This is a genomic window from Streptomyces olivochromogenes, from assembly GCF_021538895.1.
Lineage (GTDB): Bacteria > Actinomycetota > Actinomycetes > Streptomycetales > Streptomycetaceae > Streptomyces > Streptomyces olivochromogenes_A.
The window spans coordinates 21,582-41,241 of the sequence record NZ_JADDRL010000046.1; the positions used below are offsets into that span (position 1 = coordinate 21,582).

The 19,660-nt window shown below is 69.6% G+C and carries 18 protein-coding genes and 4 pseudogenes; 14 read left to right on the plus strand and 8 right to left on the minus strand.

Annotated features, from left to right (window positions below; genetic code table 11):
- The first annotated feature begins 115 nt into the window (after positions 1–115).
- Complete coding sequence (locus IPZ69_RS48115) at positions 116–970, plus strand: SCO2400 family protein (RefSeq protein WP_445330178.1); 855 nt, start codon at positions 116–118, stop codon at positions 968–970.
- Between the two features lie 64 nt (positions 971–1,034).
- Here IPZ69_RS48115 and IPZ69_RS48120 read toward each other — a convergent pair.
- A pseudogene (locus IPZ69_RS48120) lies at positions 1,035–1,508 on the minus strand (DUF6233 domain-containing protein); the annotation flags it as partial.
- Between the two features lie 76 nt (positions 1,509–1,584).
- Here IPZ69_RS48120 and IPZ69_RS23240 point away from each other — a divergent pair.
- Positions 1,585–2,022 carry a hypothetical protein gene (locus IPZ69_RS23240; RefSeq protein WP_235456232.1) on the plus strand — a complete coding sequence of 146 codons (438 nt, stop codon included), beginning with the start codon at positions 1,585–1,587 and terminating at the stop codon, positions 2,020–2,022.
- On the opposite strand, the gene IPZ69_RS23245 is transcribed toward IPZ69_RS23240, so the two are convergent.
- From IPZ69_RS23245 to IPZ69_RS23255, 3 genes are all read right to left on the minus strand, one after another.
- On the minus strand, positions 2,019–2,468 hold the full coding sequence (locus tag IPZ69_RS23245) for a DUF6924 domain-containing protein (protein WP_235456233.1): 450 nt from the start codon (positions 2,466–2,468) through the stop codon (positions 2,019–2,021). The two genes, IPZ69_RS23240 and IPZ69_RS23245, sit on opposite strands and share 4 nt — an antisense overlap.
- Positions 2,469–2,642: 174 nt before the next feature.
- Positions 2,643–3,032 carry a DUF6234 family protein gene (locus tag IPZ69_RS23250; RefSeq protein WP_235456234.1) on the minus strand — a complete coding sequence of 130 codons (390 nt, stop codon included), beginning with the start codon at positions 3,030–3,032 and terminating at the stop codon, positions 2,643–2,645.
- A gap of 147 nt (positions 3,033–3,179) precedes the next feature.
- Complete coding sequence (locus IPZ69_RS23255) at positions 3,180–4,148, minus strand: LysR family transcriptional regulator (RefSeq protein ID WP_235456236.1); 969 nt, start codon at positions 4,146–4,148, stop codon at positions 3,180–3,182.
- A gap of 167 nt (positions 4,149–4,315) precedes the next feature.
- Between IPZ69_RS23255 and IPZ69_RS23260 the strand changes: the two genes are divergently transcribed.
- Both IPZ69_RS23260 and IPZ69_RS23265 read left to right on the plus strand, forming a co-directional pair.
- Complete coding sequence (locus IPZ69_RS23260) at positions 4,316–5,176, plus strand: serine hydrolase (RefSeq protein WP_235456237.1); 861 nt, start codon at positions 4,316–4,318, stop codon at positions 5,174–5,176.
- A gap of 83 nt (positions 5,177–5,259) precedes the next feature.
- On the plus strand, positions 5,260–6,282 hold the full coding sequence (locus tag IPZ69_RS23265; RefSeq protein WP_235456238.1) for an MBL fold metallo-hydrolase: 1,023 nt from the start codon (positions 5,260–5,262) through the stop codon (positions 6,280–6,282).
- Positions 6,283–6,450: 168 nt separating this feature from the next.
- Here IPZ69_RS23265 and IPZ69_RS23270 read toward each other — a convergent pair whose 3' ends face one another.
- Both IPZ69_RS23270 and IPZ69_RS23275 read right to left on the minus strand, forming a co-directional pair.
- A complete protein-coding gene (locus IPZ69_RS23270; RefSeq protein ID WP_235456239.1) occupies positions 6,451–8,940 on the minus strand; it encodes an ABC transporter permease in 2,490 nt (829 codons plus the stop codon).
- Positions 8,934–9,680 carry an ABC transporter ATP-binding protein gene (locus IPZ69_RS23275; RefSeq protein WP_235456272.1) on the minus strand — a complete coding sequence of 249 codons (747 nt, stop codon included), beginning with the start codon at positions 9,678–9,680 and terminating at the stop codon, positions 8,934–8,936. Before IPZ69_RS23275 ends, IPZ69_RS23270 begins: the two co-directional genes overlap by 7 nt.
- A 194-nt stretch (positions 9,681–9,874) precedes the next feature.
- On the opposite strand from IPZ69_RS23275, the gene IPZ69_RS23280 reads away from it, so the two are divergent.
- Positions 9,875–10,513, plus strand: coding sequence for a TetR/AcrR family transcriptional regulator (locus IPZ69_RS23280; RefSeq protein WP_235456240.1), 639 nt, complete (start codon positions 9,875–9,877; stop codon positions 10,511–10,513).
- A gap of 43 nt (positions 10,514–10,556) precedes the next feature.
- On the opposite strand, the pseudogene IPZ69_RS23285 reads toward IPZ69_RS23280, so the two are convergent.
- Positions 10,557–10,706 (minus strand): annotated as a pseudogene (locus IPZ69_RS23285) (ATP-binding protein); the annotation flags it as partial.
- A 98-nt stretch (positions 10,707–10,804) separates the two neighbouring features.
- On the opposite strand from IPZ69_RS23285, the gene IPZ69_RS23290 reads away from it, so the two are divergent.
- The 7 genes and pseudogenes from IPZ69_RS23290 to IPZ69_RS23320 form a co-directional block, all read left to right on the plus strand.
- Positions 10,805–12,523, plus strand: a complete 1,719-nt coding sequence (locus tag IPZ69_RS23290) for a protein kinase domain-containing protein (RefSeq protein ID WP_235456241.1) — start codon at positions 10,805–10,807, stop codon at positions 12,521–12,523.
- Between the two features lie 442 nt (positions 12,524–12,965).
- Positions 12,966–13,187, plus strand: a pseudogene (gene tnpA, locus IPZ69_RS23295) (IS200/IS605 family transposase); the annotation flags it as partial.
- 601 nt (positions 13,188–13,788) lie between these two features.
- Positions 13,789–15,009: an RNA-guided endonuclease InsQ/TnpB family protein gene (locus tag IPZ69_RS23300; protein WP_235456242.1), complete on the plus strand. Its 1,221-nt coding sequence runs from the start codon at positions 13,789–13,791 to the stop codon at positions 15,007–15,009.
- 174 nt (positions 15,010–15,183) lie between these two features.
- Positions 15,184–15,498, plus strand: coding sequence for a hypothetical protein (locus tag IPZ69_RS23305; protein WP_235456243.1), 315 nt, complete (start codon positions 15,184–15,186; stop codon positions 15,496–15,498).
- 368 nt (positions 15,499–15,866) lie between these two features.
- Positions 15,867–16,004: a hypothetical protein gene (locus IPZ69_RS23310; protein ID WP_235456244.1), complete on the plus strand. Its 138-nt coding sequence runs from the start codon at positions 15,867–15,869 to the stop codon at positions 16,002–16,004.
- Positions 16,005–16,102: 98 nt separating this feature from the next.
- Positions 16,103–17,200 (plus strand): baeRF2 domain-containing protein, encoded by a 1,098-nt coding sequence (locus IPZ69_RS23315; protein ID WP_235456245.1) that lies wholly within the window; start codon positions 16,103–16,105, stop codon positions 17,198–17,200.
- A 196-nt stretch (positions 17,201–17,396) separates the two neighbouring features.
- Positions 17,397–17,810, plus strand: a pseudogene (locus tag IPZ69_RS23320) (hypothetical protein); the annotation flags it as partial.
- Positions 17,811–17,994: 184 nt separating this feature from the next.
- Here IPZ69_RS23320 and IPZ69_RS23325 read toward each other — a convergent pair.
- Positions 17,995–18,447, minus strand: coding sequence for a YbhB/YbcL family Raf kinase inhibitor-like protein (locus IPZ69_RS23325; protein WP_235456247.1), 453 nt, complete (start codon positions 18,445–18,447; stop codon positions 17,995–17,997).
- Positions 18,448–18,557: 110 nt separating this feature from the next.
- On the opposite strand from IPZ69_RS23325, the gene IPZ69_RS23330 reads away from it, so the two are divergent.
- Positions 18,558–19,118 (plus strand): nucleoside-triphosphatase, encoded by a 561-nt coding sequence (locus tag IPZ69_RS23330; protein ID WP_235456248.1) that lies wholly within the window; start codon positions 18,558–18,560, stop codon positions 19,116–19,118.
- A 28-nt stretch (positions 19,119–19,146) separates the two neighbouring features.
- Complete coding sequence (locus IPZ69_RS23335) at positions 19,147–19,314, plus strand: hypothetical protein (protein WP_235456276.1); 168 nt, start codon at positions 19,147–19,149, stop codon at positions 19,312–19,314.
- The last annotated feature ends 346 nt before the right edge of the window (positions 19,315–19,660 follow it).

The following is a 19,660-nucleotide window of genomic DNA, read 5'->3' on the forward strand; positions in this document are numbered from 1 at the left end:
CGTAGGGGGTGGGCCCCGGCGCGGGTACGTCCGCGTGTCCCGTCCTCATCCAAGGACCAAGCCGTGGCCCAGGCGGGCCGACGGCACGTCGAACCAGGAAGACCCGAAATCACAGATGGATTACTGCTCTTCATGCCGTCGGCACCTGAACGGCGCGCTGGTGTGCCCCGGGTGCGGCGCCTACGCCCCGGACATCGCTCCGCCCACCGCCGACGGCCACAGCGGCTCGGCCCCGGCGATGACGAGCGCCGGACCGGCCACAACGGCCCACCGGGCCGCGGCCTCCGTCACGTGGCACGACAGCTTCCCGGACGGCGAGGCGGAGTCCAGCACTGCCATGGACGTGACCCCGCACGTCGCCGCCGACGCCGATTCCCTGCCGCCCGCACGGCAGGGGCGTGCGGCACGCCGTCGCCGACTGGCCCGCTGGAGGAAGAACCAGCGCCGGGCGGCGGTCGCGAGTGCTGTGGCGCTCGTCGGAGGTGGCCTGAGCATCGCCATGATGGACCGGCACTCCACCGACCGGGCACAGGCAGCCGTGACGCCGGACGCTCCGAGGACAGGCACCGTGCAGGATCAGACGCCCGAACAGAACCGACCGGCCGCCGCACCGACGACCACTCAACACACTAACCGGCCGTCACCCGCCCCTTCCCAGCCGCAGCCGCCGACGACGACCAACGCACCGCGGCAACAGTCCCTCGCCGCAACGCCCCGCACAACGTCACCGCGCGCCCAGCCGGACGCCGTAACTCCTGCCCGCCCGACCACGACGGCGGCCCCGCATCCCCAGAGCACCGCCCCGGCCACTGGCGACACGGCCCCCGACCGCTCCGGTACGACGGCGCAACAGCAGCCGGCGCCCGCGACAGGCGACGGCACGAAGCCGGGCACGTCCCAGACCACCAGCCCCTCACGGGCGTCGACCTCGCCGACGGAGGTCTGCCTGCTCGGGATATGCCTCGGCTGACCACGCCTACACCCGGCCCTTCCCGGTGGGACGAAGGGCGTAAGTCGAGGATGCCGAGGTGCTGGTCGGGGCGGCAATGGGTGCAGGCTGTGGTGCCGGCGGCGAGTAGCCGGTGGGCCTCATCCTGGTTGATGGGGCGACGGCGCTTACCCACCATGTGGCAGTCGCGTGCGTGGACGCGTGTGGGTGGGCGTCCGATGCCGATTTCGGTAATCCATTCCGATGGCCGGGGCCGTCGTTGTCGGCCCTGTTCCGAACGCGTCCGGCGGTTCGGCCGTCGCTGTCGGCTCTTTTCTTGTTCGGCTTGCTTCGCGATCGCGGCGATCTTGCGGTCCACGCCTGTGCTGTTTGGGCCACCGGGAGGGAGGATTTCCGTCGCGAGTCCCTGCGTCACTCGTTCGCTTCGGCCTGATCGGCAATTGACTCCTGTTACTCGTGCCGCGTCGGTGGCTGGAGTGTCGAAAGTTGCAGCCATAGGCACCATGAGTTGTGATGAGCAGGTGACTGGGAGACCACGTGCCGATGGGCTGCGTCGCATCGCAGGTCGGCGTCGTGCCCCGCAGCACCGATCTCGTGACTGGTCTGTATCACACCGGTCAGAGAGCCGGGAGCGGATGCAGTGGATCAGTCTGATTGCGGTCAGCCTGCCGGGGCTCGCAGCTCTGGCCGCGCTGCTGTTCACCTGGATGCAGGTTGGACAGGCCAGCACGGAACTACGGATCGCTGAAGAGGGGCTTCCGCACGACGGACGACCAGGCCGCCCGTATCGTGGAGTCGATCAGGTCGACGTTCTGCGGCGGCTGAGTACGGATACTCGTGTGCCTTGGGGAACGCGGTACTGCGATGAGCGGGTGGCCGAGAGAACCTCCAGCGACTGTGTCGCCGCAGCTCTGGCCGCCGCCGAACCGGATCGAGTCCGGGTCGCGGCCCTGCGTTACTCTGCGCGCCACGGCACCGACCACGGCAGCCACGCCGAGCGGAACGCCGCCGTCGGCCCCTACGTCCGCTGGCGCAACGTCCGTGCTGAACCGAAGGCCCTGACGAGCCACTAGAAGGATCGGAAGACTCCTTCAGGGGTGCTCCGGGCAGATTCCAAGACGTCCGCGAAGTCCAGGTTGGCAATCGCCAGGTTCGCATGGATGTCGTGGACGCCCGCCGGGACGGTACGGACCGCTCCGCCGTAGACATCGAACTCCTCATCGCTCGCGCACTCCGCCCTGGTCAGGACGGCCACTGCCAGCAGTGCGCGGTGGCGGGAGAGCATCGTGGCGCGGTCTGCCACGAAGACGACGCTCAGATCCTCGTCCGCGGATACGGCTGAGATCACCTCGTCGGCCGCCGCCTCGGCCCAGGTTGGATCATCGACGATGTGGACGACAGGCTCGTAGTCGCCATCGCCCCACGGCTGGAGCAACTCAGCGCGGACAGCCTGCCAGGCTGTGTCGTCGCTGTAGTCCGTTCTGATAACCAGCGCAGCGAACGCATCGCGGCCGCTCACAGCGGGCAACACCTTCGACCTCCGATTTTCGCGAGCGTGTGGATCTTGTGCATCATTTCAGGTCGCACTGCTGGTCAGTCAGATTTCGCTGAGATCGGTCAGCGGGCCAACTCGTCCACGCTGATCACCCGGCGGTCGAGGGGCGGTACGTCGTCGACGAGGCCCAGAGGCTCATCAGGATCCGTGGCACTCGCTGTTGTCGCCGCCGGACCGGCACTGCGACTGCGGTCCGCTGTAGCCGGACTCAGGAGTGGGAGGGTGGTCCTCGTGGTACTGGTTGGCCTGGGCGATTCCCGAGATGAGGACGAGGGCGAGGCCGGCCAGGGTCTGGGCGCACATGGTGACGAATGCCTGGCTCTTGTAGGCCAGCAGCGCTACGGCCAGGACGAGGACTCCCACCACGGCGACGTACACGGCAGGCCTGGTCATGCTGACGGTCGAGTGGTCGGCTCCGGTGTCGAAGAATGCGTACCCGGCGGCGTCCATGCCCTTGTATGACGCGATGAGGGATGCCACGGCGTCCACGGCGAGCAGCACGATCGCGAGCAGAATGTCCGCTGCCACGTGCCAAGGGTTTTGTTTCTCCCCGTTACGTGGAGGTGTCGTCGTCATGGACCAAGCGTCTGCCAGTGGGCGCGCGGCGTCCTGAGTACGGATGCTCAAGCTCCGGGAGCGGTGGAACGGCGTGCGCACGAGCAACAGGGCTCGAACCTAGCCGTAGACCACCGACCACGGGCGCGGGGAATCGTCCGGCGGGCGGGGGACGCCCTCGCGCCGTGGGGTTGCGGTGTGGTCGCGGGCCAAGACGTCGGCCGCGAGTTCCGCGAAGCGGCGGGCGGCCGGGTGGGCTCCGCGGCCGGTGGGCCAGGCACCGCTGATACGCAGGGTCAGGGGGCGGTCCGCCAGCGGCCGCCAGGCGACGCGGGGCTCTTTGCGGGCCACCGGCCCCTGGTCGAAGGCGACTCCGTGACCTGCCGTCACCAGGGCGAGCAGGAACTCCGGGTTGGAGGCGTGTCGGAGGCGGCCGGGGACGAAGCCTTCGGCGCGGCACACGTCGAGGATCCGGTCGTACCGGCCGGGTGCGTGTGCCCGCGGGAAGAGCACCAGGTCATGGCCGGAGAGCTCGCCGAGCGCCACCTCCGGCAGCCGGGCCAGCGGCGAGGTCCGAGGCAGGACGACGCCCAGGTCGAGTGAGATCTCGGGGCCGAGCTGCAGTTCGGTGGCGTCGACGGGATGGTGCACGAGTCCGACGTCGAGGCCGCCGGAGGAGAGCAGCCGCATCTGCTCCTCGCTGGTGACCTCCTGCAGGTCGACGGACAGCCCCGGAGAGCGCTCCGCGCAGGCGGAGAGAAGTGCGGAGAGCACGGTGGCCGTGGTGTCGGGCGGTACGCCTGCGCGAAGGGTGCCGAGGCCACCGCCGGCGGCGCGGCGGGCCAGCGTGCGCAACCTTTCCTCCCGGGCGAGAAGTTCGTGGGCCTCGTCCAGCAGCGCCGCCCCGGCGGCGCTCAACCGGACGCCGCGCTGCGAGCGGTCGAAGAGCTCGGCACCGAGCTCTTTCTCCAGCCTGCGGATCGCCTGGCTGAGTGGTGGCTGCGCCATGCCCAGCCGTTCGGCGGCCCGGCTGAAGTGCAGCTCGTCGGCTACGGTGACGAAAAGACGCAGGTGGCGCAAGAGATCCACGATCAACGACTCTACGTGAGGGTCGCGGAGAGGGGGAAGGACCAATTGGTCAGGGGCCGACGAACCGATGGTCAGGAAGAACCGACGGCCAGGGGGACGAAGCTGTGATCGAGGAACGGATCCGACAGGTTTTCGCCGAGGCGGGTGCCGAAGGGCAGCTGCACGCGATGCCCGTTCACGTGCGCTCGACGGTCGCTGGTGAGGACGGCGCGGAGCCGGGTCCCCGTGAAGTCGCCGTGGGCTCCGACGCCCCCGTCGTGATCGCCTCGATCTTCAAGGTGCTGCTGGTGCTGGAGTTCGCCCGGCAGGTCGTTGGCGGCCAGCTCGACCCCCAGGAGCGGGTGCGGGTGACCGCTGCCGACCGGTTCGGCGGCTGGGGAACCGCCGGCTGTCTGGACGACGTCGAGCTGTCGCTGCGCGACCTGGCCTACTTCACGATGTCGGTCAGCGACAACTCGGCGGCCGACCTGCTGCTGGCCCGCGTCGGCCTGGACACCGTACGACTGCTCGCGAAGGAACTCGGACTGGACCGGACCCGGATCGTGGGCGGCCCGCGAGACCTGCTGGAGTCGATGCTCGCGGAGGTCGGGGCGCGCGACGAGAGAGAGTTCGCCGTCCGCTACCCGGCCCTGCCGGACGACCGTAAGAGACGGCTGGCCATACTGGATCCCCGCCACACCACGGCGAGCACACCCCGCGAGATCACGCGGCTGCTCCGGCTCATCTGGAGCGATGCCGCCGGGCCACCGGAAGCCTGCGCGCTCGTACGCGACTTGATGAGCCGCCAGGTCTTCCGCCACCGACTGGTGTCGGGCTTCCCGGACGACGTCACGGTGGCGGCCAAGACCGGAACCCTGCCGGGTCTGCACATGGAGGCGGGCGTCGCCCGCTACCCGGACGGCGAGTGCTACGCGATCGCTGTCTTCGCCCGCACGCACGACCTGACCGCCTCCCGCCCCTCAGTGGACGCCGCGATAGGCACCGCCGCCGGAATCGCGGTGGGCTTCCTCCGCGGCGGCGGCCGGTGACCAGATCACATATGCGTTCGCGTATCGGGAGGGCGGGATTCTGGTCTTGGACACGGGAGTTCGCGCCCTGATCTCCTGACGCCATGACTCAGGAGCCACATGTCACGGACAGATCCGACGCGCCCTCCAGCCGCGGGTTCGACCGTCGTACGGTGCTGCGCGGCGCCGCGCTCGGCGCAGCATCCCCCCTGATCCCGGCCACGGCCGCCATGGCGTCCGCGACCGCGGGCCGCGGCCGAGGCAGTCGCGGAGCCGCCGGTTGCGTATCGTTCCGCTGGCTCGGCACCGCCGGCTGGCGCATCGACGTCGGCGACCGGACCGTACTCTTCGATCCGTACCTCACCCGCTTCACCACGGGCCTGTTCGACGGCGCCTTCGACCCGCGGACCCGACTGGAGACCCGGCCCAGGGTCGTGGACGCGCACATCGGCCGCGCCGAACTCGTCCTGGTGAGCCACTCCCACTGGGACCACCTCGCCGACGTGCCCCACATCGCCAGGACCACCGGCGCCCGTGTCGTCGGCACCGAGACCACGTACCACCTCCTGGTCGCCCTGGGGGTCGACCCGGGCCAGATCTCCGTGGTGCGGGGCGGCGAGGTGCTGGACTTCGGCGGGATCACCGTCGAGGTCGTGCCGAGCCTGCACAGCCGCAACAAGAAGTGCGCCTACTTCGCCCCCGGCACGCTGAACGCCCCACCCGCAACGGTCCCGAGCACCATCTCGGACCTGCCGGAGGGCGACACCCTCGCCTTCCAGGTGATGGCTGGGGACAGCGGCCCGTCGGCGTTCCTCATGGGAGCCAGCGACTTCTCCGAGCGTGCGGTACGGGGCCTGCGTCCCGACCTCGCGATGATCGCCGTGCCCTCCAGCACCGCCACCCACCGCTACGTGCCCCGGCTGCTGCGCGCGCTGGACACTCCAGGCGTCGTCGTCCCAGTCCATTGGGACAACTTCGAGGTGCCGCTGACCGGTTCCCCGGCGCGTGACCCTGCGATGGACCTGGACGCGTTCCTCGCCCAGGTCGAGAAGGTGTCTCCGGCAACGCGGGTCGTCACCCCGGACTACCACACCGTGTACGACGACGACATGCTGCCCCAGCAGTAACTAGTGCTGCATGAGGCGATGTTCGCCTTGCCCTCGGTGCCGTCGAGAGCGATTTCGATGTTGCTGGCCTCGGCCCAGTCGGCCACCCGGCGGCACAGCTTGGTGGTCAGGTGCGGGCAGGGAGCGGCACCAGACCGCGCGGGTCTATTGCGGCTACGGTTCTGTGTGCTATTCGCGGGTGCCGACGAGCTGCACCGTCCTGGCGCGCAGTGCCGCGCTGACGGGCAGCACGGTTCCGGCCACGGCGAGCAGCGTGGACATGGCGGTAATGCCGGTGATCACTGCGTATGGCACCGTGATGGGTGCCGTGCCGAACAGCTGGTGCAGCGCGCCCCACAGACCGGTGAGGTTGAGCGCGGTTGCGATCAGCGCCAGTGCCACCCCGATGGCGGCCACCAGGAGCGATTCAGCAATGAAGAACCGCATGACCTGTTTCGGGGTGGCTCCGGCCATCCGGAGCACCGCCAGATCGCGTCGCCGGTCGGCGGTCGCCATGAGCAGGGTGTTGAGGATCGCGATGAAGCAGAACATCACGACGATCACGGTGATGGAGCGCTGCCGCACCTCGGTCAGGTGGCGTGCGTACGCGCTTTCCGAGGCGGCCAGCTGGTCCCTGGTTGTGAAGCGGGCTCCGGTTCCGGCAACCGCCTTGCGGATGGCCGTGGTCGCGGCGGTGCGGTCGGTGCCGAACTCCAGTGAGATGTAGGCACGCCGCGCGAGTCCGTCGCGGGCGTACACGGCGGTCTTGGCGAACCGCTGGGGCAGATAGGCGACGTCCTCGCCGCGCAGCGCATGGTAGGTAGCCGCGATGCGCAGGTTGGCCTCTTCGCCGTCGGCCATCAGGACCTTGAGCCTCGAGCCGACCTTCATGCCCCACACATCGGCCACGACCGTACTGTTGTTGTCCAGGGCGTCCAACGAGCCGTCGACCACCTTCAGGTCCATCATCCGCTTCAGCGCGGCACTGTCCACGACGAGCCCGTCGTTCACCTCCAGCCGGTCCTCGTCGTGGGTGTAGACGGTGGTGAGGATGGGGGCCGCGACCTGGACGCCGTCGATATGAGAGACCTTCTCGACGACCTGCGGGCTGATGCCCAAAGTGCCGTCGGGGACGAGCGCATACTCCGACCTCACCTGATTCCGCAGTCCGCTCTCGCGTGCCGCACCGAGGGCGTCGGTCGCGGCCAGCAGTGAAAATGTCAAGCCGACGGTGAGCAGGATGGGCGCGGCTGTGGCAGCGGTGCGCCGCCGCGAAGTCAGCACGCTCTCCCGTACGAGCATGGCGGTAGGTCCCGTGAAGCGGCGCAGCGGCCACATCAGCAGCCGGGTGAACGGTCCGACCGCGAGAGGTGCGAGCACAGCGGCGGCCAGGACCGGAACCAGCATTGAGAGAGCGTAGGCGCTGGGCGAGAGGACCATGGCCGGGTCGCCGAGCGCGATCCAGGCAGTGAGCCCGGCTGCGCAGACCAGCCCCATGGCACCGAGCAGCAGTCGCCCCGGGGTCATCCCGGAGTCGTCGACCGCCGCCTCGCGCAGCGCCTCGACGGGACGGATGCGGCCGGCCCGCCGTGCGGCGACGGTCACACCGCAGTGTGCCACCAGGACGCCGACCAGGAAGGCGGTGGCGAGTGGCGCCAGCACTGTCCAGTGCAGCGAGGGTTGGATACGGAACCAGGGTGGGGAGACGCCCATCGCGATGAGCATATCGGCGAGCAACTGCGCGCCGAATAGGCCGAGTACCGTACCGACCGCCGACGCGAAGCCGCTGACCAGCAGCGCCTCGTTCCGTATCATCCGGCGCACCTGTCGGGGGGTGGCACCCACGGTGCGGAGCAGGGCGACCTCGCGGCGGCGCTGAATCACTGCGAATGCGAAGGTGGAGGCCACCACGAACACCGCTGTGGTGCCGGCCACGCTGGCCATCACGGGCACCAGGGTGATGGTGTTGTCCAGCGCCTCGCGGTCGCGGTCCTCGCTGGCGTCTGCCTTGTGACGGTCCTGCCCGGTGAGCACCTCGGCATCCTCACCGACCGCCTCGCGCACCTTGTCGATCGCACCGAGGGCGACCAGAGCCTCGATCCGTGGAGTGAGGCGGGCTGCTTCGGCGTCGGTGAAGAAGACCGCGTCCTCCCAGTCGACCGGGGTGACGGTGCCGCTCACTGTGTACGATCCGACGCCCGCGGCGGTCAGCACGGTCACCTTGTCGCCGGTCCGCGCCTGGTCGGAGGGGACGACGATCTCCCTGTCGGAGGCGGGCACGCGGCCGTCCGTCAACGTGTACCCGCCGAACCGTGCCACCGGCCAGGGATGCCCGACCTGGTCCCTGGGGCCGCCTTCGAGCTGGGCGTAGAAGGTCCGGTCCACCACGGTGCCGCCGGTGCCGGAGACCTTCCGCAGCAGCTCCTGCGATACGCCCTCGGCCTGCGGCAACGAGCGGACCCCGAGGTCGTGGTGGGCGGGATTCCACGTCGGGTCGAAGGGCATCACCACGGCTGGGGCATCGGCGAACCGCTCCACAGGCCGGTCCGAAAGATGGAGCGTGGCCATCAGCAGTAAGCCCATGGCGGCGACCTGGGCGACCCCGAGTACCAACGCCACAACGGTGCCGAGGAACGACACCCAGCGACCCCGCAGGGTCTGGAAAGCCAGGGCTAGCACTTCGGCACCGCCAGCTCGGTCATCCGCGCGGCGACCGCTTCGGAGGTGGGAGAGATCAGTTCGCCGACCAGGCTGCCGTCGGCGAGGAACAGCACCCGGTCCGCAAACGAGGCCACGCTCGGATCGTGCGTGACCATCACCACCGTGGTCGATCCGTCGTCCGCCGGGCTGTCGACCAGTTTCCGCAGTACATCCAGCAGTTCGCGTCCTGTGGTGAGATCGAGCGCACCGGTGGGTTCGTCGGCGAAGAGCACGGCCGGGCGGGTCACCAGGGCACGGGCGATGGCGACCCGCTGCTGCTGGCCGCCGGAGAGCTGGCTCGGACGGTTTCCTGCCTTCTTCTCCAGCCCGACTTGGGCGAGTGCCTGCTGCACCGTCCGCCGATCGGGCTTGCGCCCGGCCAGCCGCACCGGCAGCGCCACATTCTGCTCGGCGGTCAGCGAGGGCAGCAGATTGAACGCCTGGAAGACAAAGCCGGTCGACTTCCGCCGAAGTTCGGTGAGTTGAGACTCGCTCAGCCCCGCGATGTCCGTGCCGTCGATGAATACCCGGCCCGACGAGGGCCGGTCCAGGGCGGCGGCACACTGCAGCAGCGTCGACTTGCCCGAGCCGGACGGCCCCATGACGGCGGTGAAGCTCCCCTTCGGAAAGGAGACTTGGATGTCGCGAAGCGCGGTCACCGCGCTGTCGCCCGATCCGTAGGTCTTGGTCAGCGACTCAAGCCGTACTGCATCGTCCATGGATTCCTCGTCATCGAAGCGTGATGGCCGGATCACTGCCGGTCGGCGCAGTGCTGCGGGACGGACGATCCAGGCTGCTCAATGCGCATTGTGTACAATGTCCACATTGCCGCGCCGCAGTGGCGCCACTATGTGGGGGCGGGCACTTCGCAGGTTACACAGCTATGTGGACGCCGTCCACAAAAGGAGTGGCGATGACTTCCAGGGCCGGCGCAAGGAAGCGCGACACCTACCGGCACGGCGATCTGCGGAACGCGCTGATCCAGGCCGGGCTCGAACTGGTCCGCGACGGCGGGCCGGACGCGGTGGTCCTGCGCGAGGTCACCCGGCGGGTGGGCGTGGTCCCCAACGCCGCCTACCGCCACTTCGCCGACCGCAACGCCCTTCTGCGCGCCGTCCGCCAGGCCGCGCTCGCCCAACTGGCCGCCGCCATGGAGACGGAGCTGGCGGCCCTGCCGTCGGCCGACGACCCAGCCGAGTCCGCCCGCGCCCGCATCCGCGCCCTAGCCACCAGCTACCTGCGTTTTGCCCAGGCCGAACCGGGGCTGTTCCGCGCCGCGTTCTCCACCTCCGACATGGCCGACACCGAGAACGCATCCGCCGACGGCCCCGGCGGCTTGACCGCGTTCCAGCTGCTGGGCGCGGCCCTGGACGACCTCGTCGAGAGCGGCGCCCTGCCCCTCGACCGCCGCCCCGGCGCCGAATACTTCGTCTGGTCCGCCGTGCACGGCTTGGCCGTACTCCTCATCGACGGCCCCCTGCGCGGGCTGCTTCCCGTACAAGCCCACGAAGCCGGACAACGCCTCATGGACTCGATCGAACGAGGCATCTGAACCGTTCCGGGTTCGGTAGGGACTCGATCAAACCCGGAGCGGTTCAGTAGGAGTCCGTCCCGGTTTCGATGATGTTGCCGCCGAAGGTGAGGCGGTCGACGATGGCGGCGCAGAGTCGGGGGTCGGTGAAGGTCTTGGTCCAGCCGAACGATTCGTTGGAGGCGATGGCGACGCTGTTCCTCTCCTCGCGTTCGCCGCGGCTCTGATCTCGTGTCGCCGATTGCGGCTGGCACAGGAGCGTACGGCTTTCCGCAGCTTGACGCATCGTCACGTGACATAGGCTGGGCTGTCGTGACGAACGGCATCGACGACATACTGGCCCCGCTCGACCCTCTCGATCCGCGCGAGACAGCCGGCTACCGGCTGCTGGCCCGGCTCGGCGAGGGCGGCATGGGCACCGTGTACCTCTCGCATACGCGAGGCGGGCAGCCCGTCGCCTTCAAGGTGATCCGCCGCGAGTACGGCCAGGACCCGGACTTTCGGCGCCGTTTCGAGCAGGAGGTGCGGGCCGCCCGTCGGGTGCAGGGCTATCACCTTGTACCGGTCGTCGATCACGACACCGCCGGCGCGCTTCCCTGGATCGCCTCGGCGTTTGTGCCCGGCCTCTCACTCGCCGACGCCCTTACCGCGTACGGGCCGCTGCCCCTGCGCGCAGTCTTCCAGCTGGTCGGCTGCACGGCCCGGGCCCTCGGCTCCATCCACGCGGCAGAGGTCGTCCACCGCGATCTGAAGCCCGCCAACATCCTGCTTGGTTCGACCGGCCCGTACGTCATCGACTTCGGCATCGCACAGGCGGCCGACGCCACGCAGCTCACCCGCAGCGGCGGAGTCATCGGCACCCCGCAGTACATGTCGCCAGAACATGTGCTGGGCGAGCCTGTCACCGCGGCCACCGATGTGTTCTCGCTCGGCTTGATCGCGGCGGTCGCGGCGACCGGACGGCATCCCTACGGCGAGGGCGGCGCGACCGCCCTCGGCGTACGCATCGCCAACACGGAGCGGACACCGCCGGATCTGAGCGGCTACCCGGCGCCGCTGCGGACGCTGCTGGAACGCTGCCTCACCGCCGATCCGACGGCCCGCGTCACGACGGACGAACTCGCGGAGCTATGCGAGCGGGCGGCGGGGCGGCCGCTGCGCGCGTTCGACGGCTGGCTGCCAGCACCGCTCATGGAGCGGATCGCGAGCCGGGAGGCGGCTGCCGCGCAGCCCCCGGAGCCCACGCCCCCGCGGATTTCCACGCCGACTCCAATGGCCACGCCCACTCAGCCAGACGCCGACGCGCACCTGGCCGGGCAGCCGACCGTTTCGGCCCCGCCGCCGCCCCGCACCCCTCCACCTGGCCCGGCTCATCCACCGTCGACGACGGCCACGCCCTCTCCTGCGCCTGCCAAGCGCACCCGCCCTGTGCTGCTCGCCGCCGCCAGTGCGCTCGCCGTGACCCTTGCCGCGGCCGTGACCTGGGTGATCGTGAGCCCCCACGGCGGCACGGGCAGAGCCGACGACACCCGGGCGGACGGCAAGCACACCGGCACCTCCACCCCGACCTCCTCACCCTCACCCTCGTCGGCCGCGTACACGCTCGTCTTCAAGGACAAGCCCCTGACCCTGCGCGCACCGGCCTATAACTCCGGCACGCACGTGGACCTGGACGCGCCGAAACTCTTCCCCGATGGTGAGATCGGCCAGGACAACGGCATGGAGCTCACCTACCAGGACTGGGGCGACTCCGACCTGCGCTTTCTCACCCCCATGGGCAGGAGCACCGGCACTACGCCTGAGGCATGCAGCGCTGGCGCGGACACCGACACCCTGCCGGCCTCGATTCCCGCCGACGACCTGAACCAGGGGAAAACCTTGGCCAAGGGCATGGTGCTGTGCACCATCACCAGCGACAACAATCTGGCGATGCTGCGGATCACCGGTGTCCTGCCCGACACAAAGAAGGGCCTGTCCAGTGACATGCCCGACTACGCCACCACACTGACCCTCTGGAAGATCACCAAGTAGAGCCCGGGGCAGTGCTTCTGCTGTACCAGCGGAACGTCCGCCACATCGCGGCTGAACACAACAGATCGAGCGAAGCGGTGTCCGCGCGCGGCGGCCGGAGGATCGCGGCGAGCCGTCACGGCTGTGAGTCGGTGTTCTGCGACAGTTCGGAGGTTCTTGTCGCGCTTGAGGGCGGTTTGACTGGATCCGGGGCTTCAGTCGATTTGCGCCTTGAAGGCCGGGATCGCACTGGAGGATCTGGCGCAGTGGGCCCGCCTGCCGGCCAGTGGGCCACGTCGGCGTTGGGCCCGCTCTGCGCACCGTGCAACTGTGCCAGCTGCTCCTCGGCGCCGTTGATGAGACTGCTGATCAGCGCACGCTGTTCGGCAGGAACCACAGAACGCCACCGGATGCCCGAGCCCGGCGATCTCCTCTCCTTGTCCATCACGCGCAGCTGCGCGGCCACCTTCTCGTGCACTACCCGCCGAAGGTCGCCCTGTCCAAGCTCGTCAACAGCCTCAAAGGTGTCAGCTCCCGATACCTGCGCGCGGAGTACACCGGCCGGATCAACCGGATCGGGACGGGCTCGGTGTTCTGGTCCCCGTCCTACTTCGCGGGGTCCTGCGGCGGCGCACCGCTGAGCATCGTCAAGGACTACAACGAGAACCAGAAGCGCCCAGCCTGACCGTCACCACACACGCGCAGAGAACTCCGGCGCTTCACGCCTCCGAGCCGAAGATCGCATTCCCGCCCGGCCTGAAGGCCGGGATTCCCTGCGAAGAACAAGGGACGGAACGCTGGGTGCAGACCAGCTGACGCGAGCTCCTGGACCGCACGCTGATCTGGAACCAACGCCACCTGCGCCACGCCCTGCGCGAGTTCGAGGACTTCTACAACGGGCACAGGCCGCACCAGGGCGTCGCCAACGCCCGCCCGCTGCACTCATTGCCCGCACCGATCGCCGATCCGGGCGACGTACGACGACGCGATCGCCTCGGCGGCATTCTCCACGAGTACCGTCCCTGACCTGCGCGGACGAGATTTCCGGCAAGGGCAAGGTCGGCAGCCCGCAGAAGGCCAACACTGCTGCCGCCTTTCGCGCGTCACCGGGTTCCTCCGAGGATGCCCCGTCCTTTAGGGCGGGGAGGAATCGGGCTCCTGCGGAGCAGGGCAGAGGTAGCCGTTTCGCCGTCAGGGCGAAACGGCGTCCACCCCAAGACGGGGTGAGGAACCCCGCCAAGATCGATTGTTTTCAACTGTCAGTCCTCCCAGATAGGTTGATGTTCATGGCGACCGAAGCGAAGACGGAGGATGCCGGTTACGCCCGGTGGACCTTCCGGCTGCGCGTGTCGTCCACCGCCCGCACCGCGCTTGAGGCGGAATGGGACCGGTGCCGGTGGATCTGGAACGAGTCCGTCGCCAAGTCCAAGGCGACGCACCTGCACAACAAGGCCACCGGCGAGAAGCAGACGTGCGGCCCGGCCCAGCTCGACAAGATGCTGACCGAGGCCCGCAAGCGCACGGCGTGGTTGCGTGAGGGCTCCAGCGTTCCGCAACAGCAGTTGATACGTGACTTCGGCAAGTCCCGCGCCAAGGCGCAGAAGGACATCAAGGACCGGCTGCCCCTGGCACGCCGGGCGGGTATGCCGCGCTGGAAGAAGAAGCGCGAGGCGCGAGCGAGCCTCAGCTACACCCGGCGCGGGTTCCGCCTGAAAGACGGCCGTCTGCACCTGGCCGGGGGCATCGTGCTGAGCGTTGTGTGGTCGCGGGACCTTGAGGCCGATCCGTCGAGCGTCCGCGTCTACCAGGACAGCACCGGGGCGTGGTACGCCTCCTTCGTCGTCACCGCGACCGTCGAACCGCTTCCGGAAACCGGGCGTGTGATCGGTATCGACTGGGGCGTCAAGGAGACCGCGACCACCACCAGCGACGACCACGACCTTCCCCACGCCCAGCACGGGAAGACGGCCGTGCAGAAACTCGCCCGCTATCAGCGGATGATGGCACGGCGGAAGCCGAAGCGCGGACAGGCCGGATCGAAGGGCTACCGCGCAGCGAAGCGTCAGACCGCGAACCTGCACAAGAAGGTGGCCCGGCAACGCCAGGACACCGTCCGCAAGTGGGGCAAGAAGGTTGTCCGCGACCACGACGCTTTGGCAGTGGAGGACTTCCGCCCGAAGTTCCTCGCCAAGACCACCATGGCCCGCAAAGCCGCCGACGCCGCCATCTCGGCGACGAAGGCGGCCCTGATCGAGATGGGCCGCAAGCACGGGCGGGACGTCCGCCTCGTGCACCCCGCGCACACCACGATGGACTGTGCGCAGTGCGGAGCGAGAACCAAGCACGCACTACCTCTCTCAGAACGAACGTACGCCTGCACCGCGTGCGGAGCCGTCTCGCCCCGAGACAAGAACTCCGCCCGCGTGATGCTGGTCCGGGCTGGTCTCAACCCGGCTAGCGCTGATCGCGGAAGACCAGACCAGGCGCTGCCTGGCCTGGCAGCGTGAGCTAGAAATCCCCAGCCCTGGAGGGTGAAGAATCCCCTCCCTTCAGGGAGGGGAGGTTTCAATGCGGCGATGACCGACGAGTAGAGCGCCCTCTGCGGCGAGGCGCTGGACCACTTCGTTCGGAGTTCAATGGGCGTGCCTGCCCTGACCTGCCTCGTGGATACCGTGGTAACCATGGGCAAGCAGCGCAGTAACGCACAGCTCGACGACTTGGTCGCACAGGCCACCGTGGATGCCTATGCCGACGAGGAGCAGCTCGCAGGGTTGTTCACCATGATCGCAGAGCAGCTCGCCGTCCCGTTCAAGACAGTCGTACTCGGGGTTGAGGTGACGGTCAGGAAGGTGGACCTCGTTCCCGGCAGCCAGATCGTGGCGGTCTGCGCGCGCGGCAGGCATCGGCAGGCGATCGGCATTCTCGATCTTCCGTTGCCCATCCCGGTCCCTGAGGGAGCCGAGTGGATCGAGGCATACCGGCACTGGGGCCCGTAAGGCCCTTGTGGGTCAGTGGCCTCCCGGTGATGCGGACCGGTAGCCGTGGTCGGCGAGCCAGCCCAACCTCCGTTCCTCCGAGAACAACCAGTACCGCCGTAGCTGCGCCGGTGAGGTGGCCAGCACGTCCTTGAAGCGTCGGAATGCCCCTGAGACGCGGTAGAGCTGAGGGCGTTGCCGCATTGCTGCAGCACATCATTGAGGTCATGCTCGTGCAGTAGGGCGAGCAAGGACGTGCCGTCGGCGGTGTGGCAGACGGCACGGAGCGCCTTGAGCGCGTGCTTGCTCCAGGCGTCGGTCATGCACGCGAGGCTACGTAGACGGGTACCTCGAGAGTCATCGGCTGCTGCCAGAATGCGGTGGTGGCCATGGAGACGACTGCCAGGAAGCAACGGGGCCCGGCTGCTCAGCGGCCTGCTGGCCCGGCCCGCGGCTTGGCGGTGCTGGACGGCCTGGTCGCCGCCACCATGCTCACGATCGGCCGGCCGCTGACGGCCGGCGCCTGACAGCCCCGCGTTCCGTACCGCTGTGCGCTCGTCGAGCGCCATCGCCGCCCGGGGGCGCGCATCATCAAAGGAGGGGAGACCATCGACGAGGAGTGGCGATGAGGTTGTCGTTCCTTGAACCCCTCTACGCGGAGCCGGGCCCGTTCGCCTCCGTGTACCTGGACACCTCCCGGAACGTCGAGCATCCCGATCGGTCGATCGCGCTGCGCTGGCTGCGGCTGCGCGAGAGTCTGTCCCGTCAGGGCTCGGACCGGGCGCTGCTGAACGTACTGGAGGAGGTGGTCGGCGCCGACACAGAGGTGCCGGGGGTGCACGGTCAGGCCATCTTCGCCGCCCACGGCACGCTCGTCCTGGACGGGGAGCTGCCCAGGCCGCCCGAGCACGACTCCGCGCGCTACAGCACCCTGCCGGACGCGATGCCCCTGGTCACCCAGCACGTTCCGGAGATCCCCTACATGGCCGTAGTGGTCCACTACGGCGGCCTTCCGACCGCCGAGACCCACGGCTGGGTAACTCTGGAGGCGGAGACCGGCACCTGGCCAGCCTCCACCGTCACCCCGGGTGAGCGGCTGCACCGCAGGGTCGCGGTGGCGACCTGGCACCGCACCTGCCTCCGGCTCGGTCACCGGCTGGACGAACGGGCGCGGAGCGCCCATGCCGACGCCGTCGTCGTGGGCGGGGACGAGTGGGCGTGCAACGTACTGATCCGCCGCCTGCCGCACACCCTGCGGGACAAGGTCGTACGCGTGGGCGGCCGGACCCCCACCGACACCGGACGCGCCCTGTTGGAGCCGCAGCTCGACGGCGTCTTCCGCGGCCGCATGGCCGCGCACGACCGGGAACTCGTGGACATCTTCATCGGCCGGCGTGCCCTGGACGGCCCCATCACGGAGGGGCTGGCCGCCACCGTCGCCGCCCTCCAGCGCGGCCAGGTCGCGGCACTGTTGCTGAACCGGCCGCCAGAGTCTTCGCTGCGGCTCTGGGCGGGCTCCCAGCCCACTCAGCTCGCCCTGACCGAGGCGGAGCTGATGTCCTTCGGCGTGCGGGCCCCGCGTGAGGAACGCGCCGACGAGGCCCTCGTCCGGGCCCTCGTCGGCACCGGTGCCGAGCTGGTCGTCGTACCGGAGAGCGAGCTGAGGCTGTCCGAGGGAGTGGGCGCCCTGCTGCGGTACACCTACCCGGGGACCCCGTCCTGACGCCGACGCGCTGCGCCTCCCGGATCACGGGTCGCCCCTTGCGCCCGACCGCCCCGGACCGCGCCGCGCGCGGACATGCCGACACCGGGCGGGAGCGGCAGCGCGGCGTATGAGCGGCGGATGGGGCCCATGGACAGTACGGCCGAAATCAGCAACGCCGACGTCGAAGGGGATCGTGGTCAGACTGGAACGCACCATGACCGGGGCGCCGGCGCCACCACCACGGCCCCGTGGTCCGACGGCCCATGAAGGGACCCCCGAGGACCTGGTCCGCGCGGCCCACGCCGTGGGCGTGGCCGACGCCCGTCTCCTGGAGGCCGTACAGAGCATCGGGCGGAATTGGTCCCCGAGGACGAGGCGGCATCCGCGTACCGGGACACGCCCGTTCCGCTTCCCACGGGCAGGTGCCCACCCAGCCCTCGCTGATCGCCATGAGGGTCTCCGCTCTCGGCCTCACCGAGACGAACACGTCCTGGAGGTCGGGACCGGATACGGCTGGCAGACCGCGCTGCTGGCCCGCCTGGCCGCGTACGTCGCCGGCGTCGAGCGCTGGCCCGACCTGGTCGACGAGGCCCGCTTGTGGCTGGCCGGGCAGGGCGTCGGCAATGCCGAGGTCGTACTCGGCGACGGGACCCTCGGGATGCCGACCCGCGCCCCGTACGCCGCCGTAGGGCGGGCAGGAGCGCGTCGAGCTGACGAGCGGCGGGCCCACAACTGGTGCACCGCAGGACGGTCACCGCGGCCCGGTTCGTCCGGCTGTACGGCGCCCATGGCTACGACCAGCGGTGACGCGCTCAGCGCTGATAGGTCCCGACCAGGGTTCCGGAGGCCAGCTCCCTACCCTTCACGGCACGGTGCACGTCCTCGGCGCCCGGGTGGTCGTGCAGCGGCAGCGGCTCGGACAGGGCGTACAGGCGGAAGAAGTAGCGGTGAGGCCCGTGCCCCGGTGGAGGCATCGGCCCTCCCCAGCCCACGCGGCCGAAGCCGTTGGGCCACGGCAGGCCCCCCTGGGGCTTCTGGCCCTCCGCCGCCCCGGTGGTCCCCGGATCGATGCCGGTCACCAGCCAGTGCAGGAAGGTCGTCCCCGGCGCGTCCGGGTCCTCGCACAGGAGCACCAGCTCCGCGGCCTCGTTGGGCACCCCCGACCAGGTCAGGGGCGGTGAGATGTTCTCACCCTCCCCGCTGTACCGACGGGGGATCGCCGTTTTGTCGTCGAACGCGGTGCTGCTGAGTTCAATTCCGCTCATGCGCGCCGCCATACCCGCAACGGCGGCACCGGCACCGGTCCGTGCCCCAAAACCCCCGTTCGGCCGAGCTCACCCGGGCCCCATCCGCAAGCGGGGGTGAAGATGGCAGTGTGCCGACAAGGATCCTGCTCGAGGGCCGCCCTGGCGCGGGCAAGACGACTGCCCTGCGTCGGCTGGCCGCGCTGCTGCCCACCCACGCGGCCACCGGCTTCACCACGGAGGAGATCCGGCAATCCGGCGCCCGCGTCGGTTTCGCCCTGGAGACCCTGGCAGGTCGACGGGAAGTGCTCGCCCATGTCGACCTGCCCGGTCCGCCACGGGTAGGGAAATACGGTGTCGACCCGGGCGTGATGGAACGACTGGCGCTGCCGTCGCTTCGGCCGGCAGCAACCGAGGAGGCAACAGGGCGGCTGGTGCTCATCGACGAGCTGGGGCGGATGGAACTGGCGTGCACGGCCTTCCGGCACGCGATCGACGCGCTGTTCGTCGCGGAGGTCGACGTCGTCGCCACGGTCCACACGCACCGCGATCCGTTCACCGACGCCCTCAAGCGGCGTGCCGACGTCGAGGTCGTCCAGCTCACCCCGGCAAACCGGGACGTCCTGCCGGGGAAGCTCGCGGCCCGGCTGCAGCAGCCCCGGACGCACGCAAGGCCTCCCTCCCACGGATGAGAGACCGGCCTCCGACCTGCTGAAAGCAGTGTCGACAGGACGTGAAGTCGTCCGGTCGGTGCGACCGGCGGCGCCCACTACCAAGGGTCAGTGCCTGCCCACCGAGAACGCGGCCGTCATCGCCTTCACCACCCGGTTCGGCGCCCGCCCCTCCCCGGCCGCCCTGCTGTGCCGCCCGTCACCCCCGGAGGCATAGGGGGCGTCTCAAGGACGGCGGCGATGCCCTGCGCCAGGTACGGGATCCGCTGCGCGGCGCAGACCACCGAACGGGCGGGCAGCAATCGTCTGCGCTGCTCTCCGCGGCCGCACGCAGCCACCACACGGTCCATCAAGCCTGGCGGATACACCCAGTCAATAGCCCAAGACCCGATAACTCCGGCACACCCTCGGCCACCGGCACCACCCCCGAGACGGTCTCAGCAGACTATGCCCGCGAGCTAACGTAACGGCATCGGCCCTAGGGCAGCACGGCGCAGCGGCCGAACTCCTTGACCAGAACGGGTCATTGGCCACGCCAGCAACTCGCCGGAGACCCCACCCAC

Excerpts from the sequence above, each read along its gene's own strand:
- IPZ69_RS23265 (WP_235456238.1), top strand. The coding sequence starts at position 5,260 with ATGACTCAGGAGCCACATGTCACGGACAGATCCGACGCGCCCTCCAGC.
- IPZ69_RS23275 (WP_235456272.1), bottom strand. The coding sequence starts at position 9,680 with ATGGACGATGCAGTACGGCTTGAGTCGCTGACCAAGACCTACGGATCG.
- IPZ69_RS23300 (WP_235456242.1), top strand. The coding sequence starts at position 13,789 with ATGGCGACCGAAGCGAAGACGGAGGATGCCGGTTACGCCCGGTGGACC.
- IPZ69_RS23240 (WP_235456232.1), top strand. The coding sequence starts at position 1,585 with ATGCAGTGGATCAGTCTGATTGCGGTCAGCCTGCCGGGGCTCGCAGCT.
- IPZ69_RS48115 (WP_445330178.1), top strand. The coding sequence starts at position 116 with ATGGATTACTGCTCTTCATGCCGTCGGCACCTGAACGGCGCGCTGGTG.
- IPZ69_RS23315 (WP_235456245.1), top strand. The coding sequence starts at position 16,103 with ATGAGGTTGTCGTTCCTTGAACCCCTCTACGCGGAGCCGGGCCCGTTC.
- IPZ69_RS23305 (WP_235456243.1), top strand. The coding sequence starts at position 15,184 with ATGGGCAAGCAGCGCAGTAACGCACAGCTCGACGACTTGGTCGCACAG.
- IPZ69_RS23310 (WP_235456244.1), top strand. The coding sequence starts at position 15,867 with ATGGAGACGACTGCCAGGAAGCAACGGGGCCCGGCTGCTCAGCGGCCT.
- IPZ69_RS23325 (WP_235456247.1), bottom strand. The coding sequence starts at position 18,447 with ATGAGCGGAATTGAACTCAGCAGCACCGCGTTCGACGACAAAACGGCG.
- IPZ69_RS23260 (WP_235456237.1), top strand. The coding sequence starts at position 4,316 with ATGCCCGTTCACGTGCGCTCGACGGTCGCTGGTGAGGACGGCGCGGAG.
- IPZ69_RS23280 (WP_235456240.1), top strand. The coding sequence starts at position 9,875 with ATGACTTCCAGGGCCGGCGCAAGGAAGCGCGACACCTACCGGCACGGC.